Source organism: Methylotenera sp. (genome assembly GCF_029946165.1).
Classification (GTDB): domain Bacteria; phylum Pseudomonadota; class Gammaproteobacteria; order Burkholderiales; family Methylophilaceae; genus Methylotenera.
On the sequence record NZ_JAQSDZ010000010.1, the window covers coordinates 55850 to 70195 of the forward strand.

At 42.2% G+C, this 14346-nt stretch carries 9 protein-coding genes; all 9 read right to left on the reverse strand.

Annotation, left to right across the window (positions count from 1 at the left end; translation table 11 throughout):
• Positions 1-30: 30 nt before the first annotated feature.
• The 9 genes from fusA to rplK all read right to left on the reverse strand — a co-directional run bounded on the left by fusA (position 31) and on the right by rplK (position 14343).
• Positions 31-2121 carry an elongation factor G gene (gene fusA, locus PSV17_RS06775; RefSeq protein ID WP_300480889.1) on the reverse strand — a complete coding sequence of 697 codons (2091 nt, stop codon included), beginning with the start codon at positions 2119-2121 and terminating at the stop codon, positions 31-33.
• 97 nt (positions 2122-2218) lie between these two features.
• On the reverse strand, positions 2219-2689 hold the full coding sequence (gene rpsG / locus PSV17_RS06780; protein ID WP_292841752.1) for a 30S ribosomal protein S7: 471 nt from the start codon (positions 2687-2689) through the stop codon (positions 2219-2221).
• Positions 2690-2779: 90 nt separating this feature from the next.
• On the reverse strand, positions 2780-3166 hold the full coding sequence (rpsL, locus tag PSV17_RS06785) for a 30S ribosomal protein S12 (RefSeq protein WP_013147035.1): 387 nt from the start codon (positions 3164-3166) through the stop codon (positions 2780-2782).
• A gap of 170 nt (positions 3167-3336) precedes the next feature.
• Entirely contained in the window at positions 3337-7581 is a 4245-nt protein-coding gene (rpoC, locus tag PSV17_RS06790) for a DNA-directed RNA polymerase subunit beta' (protein WP_300480890.1), read from the reverse strand.
• Positions 7582-7592: 11 nt separating this feature from the next.
• On the reverse strand, positions 7593-11765 hold the full coding sequence (gene rpoB, locus PSV17_RS06795; protein ID WP_300480891.1) for a DNA-directed RNA polymerase subunit beta: 4173 nt from the start codon (positions 11763-11765) through the stop codon (positions 7593-7595).
• Positions 11766-11959: 194 nt separating this feature from the next.
• Positions 11960-12334 (reverse strand): 50S ribosomal protein L7/L12, encoded by a 375-nt coding sequence (rplL, locus tag PSV17_RS06800; RefSeq protein WP_300480892.1) that lies wholly within the window; start codon positions 12332-12334, stop codon positions 11960-11962.
• Between the two features lie 40 nt (positions 12335-12374).
• The gene (gene rplJ, locus PSV17_RS06805) at positions 12375-12866 is read right to left on the reverse strand and encodes a 50S ribosomal protein L10 (RefSeq protein WP_300480893.1); all 492 of its coding nucleotides are present in this window, start codon (positions 12864-12866) and stop codon (positions 12375-12377) included.
• A gap of 357 nt (positions 12867-13223) precedes the next feature.
• On the reverse strand, positions 13224-13910 hold the full coding sequence (gene rplA / locus PSV17_RS06810) for a 50S ribosomal protein L1 (RefSeq protein ID WP_300480894.1): 687 nt from the start codon (positions 13908-13910) through the stop codon (positions 13224-13226).
• A gap of 1 nt (position 13911) precedes the next feature.
• The gene (rplK, locus tag PSV17_RS06815; RefSeq protein WP_300386901.1) at positions 13912-14343 is read right to left on the reverse strand and encodes a 50S ribosomal protein L11; all 432 of its coding nucleotides are present in this window, start codon (positions 14341-14343) and stop codon (positions 13912-13914) included.
• Positions 14344-14346 lie beyond the last annotated feature (3 nt).

The following is a 14346-nucleotide window of genomic DNA, read 5'->3' on the forward strand; positions in this document are numbered from 1 at the left end:
TAAATTTAATATATTAAGAATAGTTTTTAATTACTTCTTATTCATAATGGCTTCAGCCACGTTTCTTGGTGCTTCTGTGTAGTGCTTAAATTCCATACTATAACTTGCACGACCTTGTGACAATGAACGCACAGTGGTTGAGTAACCAAACATCTCAGCCAATGGCACTTCTGCGCGCAACACTTTACCTGTTGCGTTGTCTTCCATACCTTGAATCATACCGCGACGAGATGACAAATCACCCATGATGTCGCCCATGTAATCTTCAGGCGTTTCAACTTCTACAGCCATCATAGGCTCTAGCAAGATTGGGTCTGCTTTACGCATACCGTCTTTGAAACCGATTGAAGCGGCCATTTTAAATGCGTTTTCGTTCGAGTCAACATCATGGTATGAACCATCAAACAATGTTACTTTAACGTCAACAACTGGGAAGCCAGCTAAAACGCCAGACGGAATAGTTTCGCGCAAACCTTTTTCAACAGCAGGAATGAACTCGCGTGGCACAGTACCGCCTTTAATTTGATCGATAAATTCAAAACCTTTACCTGGCTCATTTGGCTCAAGAATTAGCCATACGTGACCATACTGACCTTTACCACCAGATTGTTTAACGAACTTACCTTCAACTTCAACCTTTTTCTTGATCGCTTCACGGTAAGCCACTTGCGGCGCACCAACGTTGGCTTCAACATTAAACTCACGACGCATACGATCTACTAGAATCTCAAGATGCAACTCACCCATACCAGAAATAATAGTTTGGTTAGTTTCTTCATCTGTTTTAACGCGGAAAGATGGATCTTCTTGCGCCAAGCGGTTTAAAGCAACACCCATTTTTTCTTGGTCAGCTTTTGTTTTTGGCTCAACAGCAACGTGAATCACCGGCTCAGGGAATATCATGCGCTCTAAAATGATTTCATCATTCAAGCTACATAATGTATCACCTGTAGTTGCTTCTTTAAGACCAATAGCCGCAGCAATATCACCTGCACGCACTTCAGTTAAAGGCTCACGTGTATTGGCGTGCATTTGCACGATACGACCAATACGCTCTTTTTTACCCTTGATTGGGTTGTAAACCGTATCACCAGCGTTAATCACACCTGAATAAACGCGGAAGAAAATCAATTGACCAACAAACGGGTCAGTCATAATTTTGAACGCTAATGCTGAGAATTTTTCATCATCAGAAGCTCTAAGACGGATTTCATTACCTTCACCGTCTTCAGCTTTAGTTGGAGGAATATCTGTTGGAGCTGGCATCAACTCAACAACTTTATCCAACATTGCTTGAACGCCTTTGTTTTTGAAAGCTGAACCACATACCATAGGTACGATTTCAAACGCAATGGTACGCATACGCAAACCAGTCATAATGTCAGCTTCTGACAAATCACCTTCTTCAAGGTATTTATTCATCAGCTCTTCAGTCGCTTCTGCGGCTGCTTCAACCATGTTTTCGCGCCATTTATCACATTCAGCTTTTAAGTCTGCCGGGATTTCACGGTAGTCAAATTTCATACCTTGTGAAGCGTCATCCCAATAGATAGCCTTCATCTTGATAAGATCAACAACACCTTCGAATTTATCTTCAGCACCGATTGGCACTTGCAAAGGAATTGGATTTGCTTTTAGACGTGCACGCATTTGATCGTACACTTTAAAGAAGTTAGCACCAGCACGGTCCATTTTATTAACGAACGCTAAACGCGGCACTTTGTATTTATTTGCTTGACGCCATACAGTTTCAGACTGAGGTTGAACACCGCCCACAGCACAATAAACCATACACGCACCATCAAGCACACGCATTGAACGCTCTACTTCAATCGTAAAGTCAACGTGGCCTGGAGTATCAATAATATTAATACGATGCTGGTCAAATTGACCAGCCATACCTTTCCAGAAGCAAGTAGTTGCCGCTGAAGTAATAGTAATACCGCGCTCCTGCTCTTGCTCCATCCAGTCCATTGTTGCAGCGCCATTATGCACTTCACCAATTTTGTGGTTTACGCCTGTGTAAAACAAGATACGTTCAGTCGTTGTAGTTTTACCGGCATCAATGTGCGCAGAAATACCAATGTTACGATAGCGTTCAATAGGGGTTATACGAGCCACGGCTATTACCTTTACTTAAATATTATTGCTTAAATTCTTAAAGAGCGATGCAAATGGCCTAAGCACTTACTTAGGCCAGTCAGACAACATTCAAATATTAGAATCTGAAATGTGAGAATGCTTTATTCGCTTCTGCCATACGGTGAACTTCTTCACGTTTTTTCATTGCTGAACCACGACCTTCTGAAGCTTCAGTTAATTCAGCAGCTAAACGCAAGCCCATTGACTTCTCACCACGTTTACGCGCGGCATCACGCATCCAACGCATTGCCAAAGCACTACGACGGTTAGGACGCACTTCAACTGGCACCTGATAGTTAGCACCACCGACGCGACGGCTTTTAACTTCGACCAATGGACGCAAGTTTGTTAACGCAAGCGTAAATACTTCCAAAGCATCTTTACCTGTTTTAGCTGTAATTTGATCAAACGCACCGTATAAAATACGCTCTGCAACAGATTTTTTACCACCTGTCATTAATACGTTTACAAATTTTGATACTTCTTGGCTTCCAAATTTTGGATCAGGAAGAATGTTGCGTTTGGGGACTTCTCTACGTCTTGGCATTATTTTCTCTATTCTATAAAATTAGTTTTTGCTAGCAACTACATTAGCAAGGCGTTTCAGCCGCTTAAATGCATCACACTACCGTAACAATTACGCTGCTTTACCTGCTTTAGGGCGTTTAGCACCGTATTTAGAACGTGATTGTTTACGATCTTTAACACCAGCCGTATCCAAACTACCGCGCACCATATGGTAACGTACACCTGGCAAATCTTTTACACGGCCGCCGCGTAGCAATACCACGCTATGCTCTTGCAAGTTATGGCCTTCACCACCGATGTAACTAATCACTTCGTAGCCGTTAGTCAAACGTACTTTTGCAACTTTACGCAAAGCAGAGTTAGGCTTTTTAGGTGTTGTTGTATAAACACGAGTACATACACCACGTTTTTGTGGACATGATTCAAGTGCTGGCACTTTACTTTTTGTGACCACTTTAGCGCGTGGTTTGCGTATTAACTGATTGATGGTTGGCATTGCCCTAATCCCTTATTTAAGTCATCTAAATTGATGTCTTCAAATATTACTTTTAAAATTTTGCAAAACAAATCAGGATAGCAATGTCATCGCTGACAATTTAGCTATCCTGAAAAACCCAACATTCTATTTAGCCTGACTTTTATTGTCAAGCCTTTAATTGTTTGATTTTATTCTGCTGCCGTTTCACTAACTACTTCTACTGCTGGAACTTCAGCTTCTGTAAACAACGCTTCAGCTGGAATTTCTTTAGCTGGCGCACTGCCTGCAACCGCTGCACGCTTACGCGCATCATGATATGCCAGCCCAGTACCTGCTGGAATCAAGCGTCCAACAATTACGTTTTCTTTCAAACCACGTAACTCATCACGCTTACCTAAAATAGCTGCTTCAGTTAACACGCGAGTTGTTTCTTGGAACGAAGCCGCAGAGATAAATGAATCTGTTGATAATGATGCTTTAGTAATACCAAGCAACACATATTCAAATTCAGCTGGTTTTAGATCTAATGGAATGACACGTTCATTTTCTAGCAACAAATCTGCGCGCTCTACTTGTTCGCCCATAATGAAGTTTGTATCGCCAGCATCTGTTACACGTACACGGCGTAACATTTGACGCACAATTACTTCAATATGCTTATCGTTGATCTTTACACCTTGTAAACGATAAACGTCTTGCACTTCATCGATAATGTAACGTGCTAATGCTTCACGACCTTGTAAACGTAAGATATCTTGCGGCTCAGCTGGACCATCAACAATGCTCTCGCCTTTAGTCACCACTTGACCGTCATGCGCCGTCACGTGTTTATCTTTAGGAATCAAGAATTCGCTGGTGATACCATCTAAATCAGTAATCACTAAACGTTGTTTACCTTTAGTATCTTTACCAAATGAAACAGTACCTGTCACTTCAGCCAACATACCGGCATCTTTTGGTGAACGCGCTTCAAACAACTCAGCTACGCGTGGAAGACCCCCAGTAATATCACGAGTTTTAGATGATTCTTGTGGAATACGCGCAATTACTTCACCTACGCCCACTTCCTGACCATCTTTAACCGTAATAATACAACCCAATTGGAATGTCGTATTTACAGACTGCTCACTACCAGTAATCTTAACTTCAACACCATTTGCATCCAACAATTTAACTTGTGGGCGTAAGCCTTTAGTTTGGCCAGCACGTTGTTTAGGATCGATTACCACTAATGATGACAAACCTGTCACATCATCGATTTGTTTAGCAACGGTAATACCTTCTTCCACGTTTTCAAATTTAATTTGACCCGCGTATTCAGTAATAATTGGGCGAGTATGTGGATCCCATGTTGCAATCGCTTGACCCGCTTTTACTGTTTTACCGTCAGTAATTTGCAATGTCGCACCGTATGGCACTTTATGACGCTCACGCTCACGACCGTTTTCATCAGCAATTAACACTTCACCATTACGTGAAATGACTACTTGCTCATTACGCGCATTCGTTACGTAACGCATCGTAGAAGTGAAGTTCAACACACCGTTAGACTTACCTTCAACTTGTGACACTGAAGCCGCACGCGACGCCGCACCACCAATGTGGAATGTACGCATGGTTAGCTGTGTACCAGGTTCACCGATTGATTGCGCCGCAATCACACCAACAGCCTCACCCATACTAATGAGTTTGCCACGACCTAAGTCACGACCATAACATTTCGCACAGATACCGTAGCGTGTATCGCAAGTAAGTGCTGTACGCACTTTCACTTCATCAATACCAAGCGCATCTAGATGCTCAACTTCATCTTCACCCAATAATGTACCTGCTGGGTAAATCACTTCTTGCGTTTCTGGGTTAACCACATCAAGCGCAGCCGTACGACCTAAAATACGATCGTGCAATGGCTCAATGACTTCACCACCTTTTACTAGCGCTTTTGTTACCAAACCATCAGTAGTACCGCAGTCTGTCTCAGTGACCACTAAATCTTGTGTTACGTCCACTAAACGACGTGTTAAGTAACCAGAGTTAGCTGTTTTCAACGCAGTATCGGCAAGACCCTTACGAGCACCGTGAGTTGAAATAAAGTATTGCAACACGTTTAAACCGTCACGGAAGTTCGCTTTAATTGGCGTTTCAATAATAGAGCCATCTGGTTTCGCCATCAAACCGCGCATACCAGCTAACTGACGAATCTGTGCTGCAGAACCACGCGCACCAGAGTCGGCCATCATGTAAATAGCATTGAATGATTCTTGACGAAGCACTTTACCTGCTTTGTCTTTCACTTGTTTGCCATCAGCGTCTAATACATCTTCTTCTTTAAGTTGCTTCATCATCGCGTCAGCAACTTTATCACTTGCACGACCCCAGATATCCACTACTTTATTGTAACGCTCACCTTGAGTTACCAAGCCTGAAACGTATTGATCTTCAATTTCTTTCACTTCAGATTCAGCTGATGCAATTAATGCACCTTTCTCTTTCGGCACTAACATGTCGTTAATACTGATAGAAATACCTGCTTTAGTTGCGTAAGAATAACCAGCATCTTTTAGCTTATCTGCGAAAATAACTGTTTCACGGATACCTACTTTACGGAATGAAGCATTGATTAATTTAGAAATTTCTTTCTTTTTCAAAGCTTTATCTAGATTGCTGTAAGGTAAGCCAGCTGGCAGAATTTGTGACAATAATGCACGACCAACCGTTGTTTCGTAGCGATTGATTTTTTCAGTTTTAACACCGTCAAAATCCACTTCGTATTCTTTAATACGCACAGTAACTTTGGCATGAAGGTCAATTAAACCTTGGTCATATACACGTTGCACTTCTTTAACATCTGCAAAGCGCATACCTTCACCACGAGCCGCAACTCTTTCACGCGTCATATAGTAAAGACCCAACACGATATCTTGTGAAGGCACAATAATTGGCTCGCCGTTTGCAGGAGACAATACGTTGTTAGATGCCAACATTAAAGTACGTGCTTCCATTTGCGCTTCTAAGCTCAATGGAACGTGAACAGCCATTTGGTCACCATCGAAGTCGGCGTTGAATGCCGCACAAACTAATGGGTGCAATTGAATCGCTTTACCTTCGATTAAGATAGGCTCAAACGCTTGAATACCTAAACGGTGCAATGTAGGCGCACGGTTAAGTAATACTGGATGCTCGCGGATAACATCCTCGAGAATATCCCAAACTTCTGGTCCTTCTTCTTCTACTTTTTTCTTCGCTGCTTTAATCGTTGTTGCAATACCTAACACTTCCAATTTATGGAAAATGAATGGTTTGAACAATTCCAAAGCCATTTTCTTAGGTAAACCACATTGGTGCAATTTCAGTTGTGGACCAACCACAATCACTGAACGACCTGAGTAATCCACACGTTTACCCAACAAGTTCTGACGGAAACGACCGCCTTTACCTTTAATCATGTCAGCAAGTGATTTCAATGGTCGCTTGTTAGCACCAGTCATCACTTTACCGCGACGACCGTTATCCAATAGTGAATCCACCGCCTCTTGCAACATACGTTTTTCGTTACGTACGATAATTTCAGGTGCTTTTAACTCTAGCAAACGTTTTAAACGGTTGTTACGGTTAATCACGCGACGATACAAATCGTTCAAATCAGACGTTGCAAAACGACCGCCATCCAATGGTACCAATGGACGTAGTTCTGGTGGTAATACTGGCAAGATTTCAAGAATCATCCACTCTGGTTTAATACCAGATTTTTGGAATGCTTCTAACACTTTCAAGCGTTTAGCAATTTTCTTGATTTTCGCTTCAGAGCCTGTTGCGCCTAGGTCTTGACGTAATTGCACAACTTCACGCTCAATATCCATTGTACGTAATAACTCACGCACCGCTTCAGCACCCATAACAGCATTGAATTCATCGCCGTACTCTTCTACTTTTGCAAGATAGTCATCTTCAGTCAATAACTGACCGCGTGTAAGCGGCGTCATGCCTGGATCAACCACGATAAATGCTTCAAAGTACAACACACGTTCAATATCACGCAAAGCGATATCTAATACCATACCTAAACGGCTTGGTAGTGATTTCAAGAACCAAATATGCGCTACTGGTGATGCTAGGTCAATATGACCCATACGTTCACGACGCACTTTTGATAAAGTAACCTCAACGCCGCATTTTTCACAGATTACGCCGCGATGTTTTAAGCGTTTGTATTTACCGCATAAGCACTCGTAATCTTTTATTGGGCCAAAGATTTTTGCACAGAACAAGCCATCACGTTCAGGTTTGAATGTACGGTAGTTGATAGTTTCTGGCTTTTTAACTTCGCCATATGACCATGAACGGATTTTTTCAGGTGAAGCGAGTGCAATCTTAATAGCATCGAACTCTTCTTCTTGCGTTACCTGTTTAAATAAGTCTAATAGAGCTTTCAAGTCTGTTCTCCTTAGTTTCTGTCTAGGTCAATGTCGATAGCAAGTGAACGAATTTCTTTCACTAACACGTTGAATGATTCTGGCATACCAGCATCAATTTTGTGTTCGCCTTTAACAATATTTTCATATACTTTTGTACGGCCAGTTACGTCATCAGACTTAACTGTCAGCATTTCTTGCAATGTATATGAAGCACCATAAGCTTCAAGCGCCCAAACCTCCATCTCACCGAAACGCTGACCACCGAATTGAGCTTTACCACCCAATGGTTGTTGCGTGACTAATGAATAAGGACCTGTTGAACGTGCATGCATTTTGTCATCAACCAAGTGATGCAATTTCAATACGTGCATATAACCAACTGTCACTGGACGTTCAAATGCATCACCAGTACGACCATCAAACAATGTTACTTGTGTTTTACCAGCATGAAATTGCAACTGTTTAGTACGTGCTGCATCATCAGGGTAAGCTAAATCAAGCATGGCTTTAATATCAGATTCGGCCGCACCATCAAATACTGGCGTTGCGAAAGGCACGCCATTTGTTAAGTTACGTGCAAGTTCTAATACTTCAGTGTCAGTAAACGAATTGATGTCTTCTTTTTTACCTGTGCTGTCGTTGTAGATTTGCTCAAGGAACTTACGGATTTCGGCAACTTTAGCTTCTTCACGCAACATTTCATCAATACGCAAACCTAGACCTTTAGCAGCCCAACCCAAGTGAACCTCTAGAATCTGACCGATGTTCATACGTGAAGGAACGCCTAGTGGGTTCAACACGATGTCCATTGGCGTACCATCTGCCATGTGCGGCATATCTTCAATTGGGCAGATTTTTGAAATAACACCCTTATTACCGTGACGACCCGCCATTTTATCACCAGGCTGAATGCGGCGTTTAACAGCTAAATACACTTTAACCATTTTTTGTACGCCAGCTGGCAACTCATCGCCTTGCGTTAATTTACGTTTTTTCTCTTCAAACTTGCTATCAAAGTTAACACGCGCTTGTGCCAAGCTGTCTTTCAACTGCTCTAATTGACGCGCTGTTTCTTCGTCTGTTAAGCGAATATCAAACCAGTCATAACGACCTACTGAAGCTAAGTACTCAGCAGTTAAAGCATCGCCTTTTTTCAGTTTGTTAGGACCGCCAGTAGCAGCTTTACCTTCGATCAAACGACGGATACGTCCGAATGCATCATCTTCAACAATACGCATTTGATCGGCTAAGTCTTGTTTGTAGTGCGTTAACTGATCATCGATAATTTGTTGTGCACGTGAATCACGTTCTAAACCTTCACGGGTAAAGACTTGAACGTCAATCACTGTACCGCTCATGCCTGAAGGCACGCGCAATGAAGTATCTTTAACGTCAGATGCTTTTTCACCGAAAATAGCGCGTAACAATTTTTCTTCTGGAGTCAGTTGTGTTTCACCTTTTGGTGTAACTTTACCAACTAGAACGTCACCTGCCTCAACATCAGCACCGATATAGATAATACCCACTTCATCTAAACGACCTAACATGCGCTCGCTTAGGTTTGAAATATCTTGTGTAATCTCTTCAGCACCAAGTTTCGTATCGCGAGCAACAACAGTTAACTCTTCAATGTGAATTGAAGTGTAGCGGTCATCAGCCACTACGCGCTCTGAAATCAAAATCGAGTCTTCGTAGTTATAACCGTTCCAAGGCATAAAGCCTACTAACATGTTTTGACCTAAAGCCAATTCACCCATATCCGTAGAAGCACCATCCGCAATCACATCACCACGCGCCAATTTATCGCCTACGCGAACTAAAGGACGTTGGTTAATGTTTGTATTTTGGTTTGACCGCGTATATTTAGTTAAGTTGTAAATATCTACACCAACTTCACCATCTTTTGCTTCATCATCGTTTACACGAACCACGATACGACCTGAGTCAACGTAATCCACTAAACCGCCACGACGTGCTTGCACTGTCGTACCAGAGTCAACCGCAACTGTACGCTCAATACCTGTACCAACCACGGCTTTTTCAGCACGTAGACATGGCACCGCTTGACGCTGCATGTTGGCACCCATCAATGCGCGGTTCGCATCATCGTGTTCCAAGAATGGAATCAATGAAGCCGCTACAGATACAATTTGACCTGGCGCAACGTCCATATATTGAACGCGGTCTGGTTGAGTCATTGTGAACTCGTTGTGATGACGTGATGAAACCAAGTCTTCAACAAACATGTTCTTAGTATCTAAGTCTGTATTCGCTTGCGCGATCATGTACTGACTTTCTTCAATCGCTGAAAGATAATCAATGGTGTCAGATACTTTATTGCCTTCAACACGGCGATACGGTGTTTCTAAGAAACCGTATTCGTTAGTACGTGCATACAATGCCAATGAGTTAATCAAACCAATGTTTGGACCCTCTGGCGTTTCAATTGGACACATACGTCCGTAGTGGGTTGAGTGAACGTCACGCACTTCGAAACCTGCGCGTTCACGTGTCAAACCGCCTGGGCCTAATGCAGAAATACGACGTTTATGCGTAATTTCAGACAATGGATTGGTTTGATCCATAAATTGTGACAATTGGCTTGAACCAAAGAATTCACGAATTGCGCTAGACACTGGTTTAGCGTTAATCAAGTCATGTGGCATTAAGTTATCTGACTCAGCTTGTGACAAACGCTCTTTAACAGCGCGTTCTACACGAACCAAACCTGTACGGAATTGATTCTCGGCCAATTCACCTACTGAACGAATACGACGATTACCTAAATGGTCAATATCATCAATCTCGCCGCGGCCATTGCGTAACTCAAGCAACACGCCGATAACAGCAAGAATATCATCATTTGAAAGGATGTAAGCGCCTTCAGCACCACGTGGACCTACAGTCTCGTAAAACTTACGCATCCAGTTTGATTGACGGTCTTCCGCTTTCTCAGGGAATGCGCGACGGTTAAACTTCATACGACCAACGCGTGACAAGTCATAACGATCTTCATTGAAGAATAAACCGTTAAATAAAGCTTCTACTGAATCTTCAGTTGGTGGCTCGCCTGGACGCATCATGCGGTAAATCGCAACACGTGCACTGTATTGGTCAGGGATTTCATCAATACGTAATGTTTGAGAAATATAATCGCCGTGATCTAAGTCATTAGAATAAAGCGTGTTAATTTCGCCAACTTTTGCGTCGACTAATTTCTCTAACAATGACTCTGTGATTTCATCATTCGCATTCGCAACGATTTCACCAGTTTCTTTATCGACAATATTTTTACCAATCGCACGACCTAGAATAAAGTCTTGTGGCACAGCAATTTTGCTCACGCCAGCTTTTTCCATATCACGGATATGTTTTACGGTAATACGTTTGTCTTTAGCAACTAATACTTCACCGTCTTTAGCCACGATATCGAATTTAGCCACTTCACCACGTAGGCGATCTGGCACTAATGTGAACTCAACACCTTTTGCACTCACATGGAATGTATCGAAATCAAAGAATGTAGCAATGATTTGCTCTGGTGTGTAACCAAGCGCTTTAAGCAAAATGGTAACTGGCATTTTACGGCGACGGTCAATACGGAAATACAAGTAGTCTTTTGGATCAAACTCGAAATCCAACCATGAACCACGGTAAGGAATGATACGTGCTGAGAATAACAGTTTGCCTGAGCTATGCGTTTTACCACGGTCATGTTCAAAGAACACGCCTGGGCTACGATGCAATTGCGAAACAATCACACGCTCAGTACCGTTAATCACAAATGAGCCGTTTTCAGTCATCAAAGGCAACTCGCCCATGTAAACTTCTTGCTCTTTCACTTCTTTAACTGTTGGCTTAGAAGCCTCTTTGTCCATAATAGTCAAACGGACTTTTACGCGCAAAGGTGCAGCGTAAGTTAAACCACGCTGTTGACACTCTTTCACATCAAATGGCTCAGCGCCTAATTGATAGCTCACATAATCTAAACGTGCGTTGCCTGAATGGCTGATAATAGGGAAAACTGAAGCGAAAGTTGATTGCAAACCATCTTCTGTACGCTTATCTGCTGGGATTTCTGCTTGTAAGAATGCTTTATATGATTCTAACTGCATTGCTAACAAGTATGGAATTTCTTGAACACTTTCGCGCTTGGCGAAACTTTTACGAAGGCGTTTCTTTTCGGTGAAGGAATAGCTCATTGCATCTCCTAATGTTTGAGGGCAGAAATTAAAATACTTGTTAAAGAATTGAATCTAAAACGTAGAAAGTATTTTTATTTCTAACTTCATGTTAAGTACGAAATTTAATTACATTTTGTTACATTTTTTACGCCGCTATAAACGGCGAAGGCTGACGGTCTCCCGTCAGCCTAAATCACACTAAAACTAAGTGATTACTTGATTTCGCCAGTTGCACCAGCTTCGATCAATTTTTTCAATGCTGCATCAGCATCAGCTTTGCTTACGCCTTCTTTAACAGCTTTTGGTGCGCCATCAACTAAGTCTTTAGCTTCTTTCAAGCCTAAACCAGTTAATTCACGAACCGCTTTAATTGCGCTAACTTTTTGTTCGCCAGCGCTTAAAATAAACACTGTGAATTCAGTTTGCTCTGCTGCCGCAGCAGCAGGAGCACCTGCAGCACCAGATGCAACAGCAACAGCTGCAGCTGATACGCCGAATTTTTCTTCGATTTCTTTAATGAATGCTGTCAAATCTAAAACTGACATACTTCCTACTGCATCTAAAATTTCTGCATTTGTAATAGCCATTTTGAATATTTCCTATAATTTAATAATGTAGTTAAATGAATTAAGCTGCTTCTTTAGCATCACGAATTGCCGCCATCGCGCGAGCGAATTTGGTTGGCACTTCGTTGAGCGTACGAGCAAACTTAGCAAGCAATTCTTCACGACTCAGTGTAGATGCCAAGGCTTGTACGCCAGCAACATCCATCAACTGATTCGGAATAGCACCCGCTTTAATCACGAACTTGTCGTTAGTTTTTGCAAAGTTGTTCAATACTTTAGCCGCTGCTACTGGGTCTGATGAAATACCAAACACCAATGGGCCAATCATGCTGTCTGCTAATGCTGAAAATGCTGTGCCTTCAACGGCACGACGTACTAATGAGTTTTTCAACACACGTAAGTACACGCCTGATTTTCGAGCATCTGCACGTAATACAGTCATGTCAGCCACGCCCATACCACGATATTCAGCAAGAACCATTGCTTGAGCTTGTGCAACTTGCGCGCTAACTTCAGCAACTACTGCTTTTTTCTCTGTAAGATTTAGACTCAAGGTCTTCTCCTTCCGTTAAAATCTCTGCCTAAATAATAATTAAATTATTACTAAAACAGAATCTGCTTCTAGCATTAGAAATACTAAAAACCATTTCACGGCGACCATTCACTGGGAAATATTTTTCCTGTTTAGGGATACACCATCTGCGTAGGGTTTAGTAAAATCAAAGCAGAGGTTAAAGCGCGCATACTACATTGGCACTTTTTCACCCACTGAGAAACTACCGACATTAAGTCCTTTAGGACACCTACGGTCTTTGATAACCTTATTGATTAATCAAGTTATTAATCAATCAATAAGCCCAAAGCCCTTTGCGATTGGACTTGAATTAACAAGTCCAATCATCATTCTTTACTAAGCTACTAAACTTGCTTGATCTAAACGTACACCAGCACCCATTGTGCTAGAGATAGATAATTTTTTAAGGTAAACACCTTTTGTTGAAGCTGGTTTTGCTTTGTTTAAAGCATCTACTAAAGCTAACAAGTTACCTTGCAATTGCTCAACAGTGAAAGAAGCTCGGCCGATTGTGCAATGGATAATACCGCCTTTATCTGTACGATATTGCACTTGACCCGCTTTTGCATTTTTAACAGCAGTAGCAGCATCAGGCGTTACAGTACCAACTTTTGGGTTTGGCATTAAACCACGTGGGCCTAAGATTTGACCTAAAGCACCCACGATACGCATAGCATCTGGTGTGGCAATCACAATATCAAAATCCATCACGCCGGCTTTAACTTGTTCAGCTAAATCTTCAAAACCAACAATATCAGCACCAGCAGCTTTAGCTGCTTCAGCTTGCGCACCTTGAGCAAACACTGCTACGCGTGTTGTTTTACCAGTACCGTTAGGCAATACTAAAGCACCACGAACCAATTGGTCAGATTTACGTGCATCAATACCTAGGTTAACAACAGCATCAATGGATTCATTGAATTTTGCAGTTGCATTTTCTTTAACGATAGTTAAGCCATCAGCCACTAGATAAAGTTTATTACGATCTACTTTTGCACGTAGTGCATCAATTCTCTTAGCCATGTTATACACCCTCCACTTCGATACCCATACTACGCGCACTACCTGCGATAGTACGCACTGCAGCATCCATATCTGACGCTGTTAAGTCAGGCATTTTTGTTGTAGCAATATCTTCAGCCTGTTTGCGAGTAATCTTGCCCACTTTATTAGTGTGCGGTGTAGGTGAACCTTTAGTGATATTCGCCGCTTTTTTGATAAGAATAGTCGCCGGAGGCGTTTTCATCACAAATGTGAAGCTCTTATCCGCAAATGCTGTAATCACTACTGGAATTGGCAAGCCTGGCTCTACGCCTTGCGTTGCAGCATTAAATGCCTTGCAGAATTCCATAATATTCAAACCGCGTTGACCCAAAGCTGGACCAACTGGTGGACTTGGGTTGGCTTTACCTGCAGGAATCTGCAATTTGATGTAGCCAATGACTTTCTTTGCCATGGT

Coding starts and splice junctions, on each gene's coding strand:
- rpsG (WP_292841752.1), bottom strand. CDS start 2,689: ATGCCAAGACGTAGAGAAGTCCCCAAACGCAACATTCTTCCTGATCCA.
- rpsL (WP_013147035.1), bottom strand. CDS start 3,166: ATGCCAACCATCAATCAGTTAATACGCAAACCACGCGCTAAAGTGGTC.
- rpoB (WP_300480891.1), bottom strand. CDS start 11,765: ATGAGCTATTCCTTCACCGAAAAGAAACGCCTTCGTAAAAGTTTCGCC.
- rplL (WP_300480892.1), bottom strand. CDS start 12,334: ATGGCTATTACAAATGCAGAAATTTTAGATGCAGTAGGAAGTATGTCA.
- rplA (WP_300480894.1), bottom strand. CDS start 13,910: ATGGCTAAGAGAATTGATGCACTACGTGCAAAAGTAGATCGTAATAAA.
- rplK (WP_300386901.1), bottom strand. CDS start 14,343: ATGGCAAAGAAAGTCATTGGCTACATCAAATTGCAGATTCCTGCAGGT.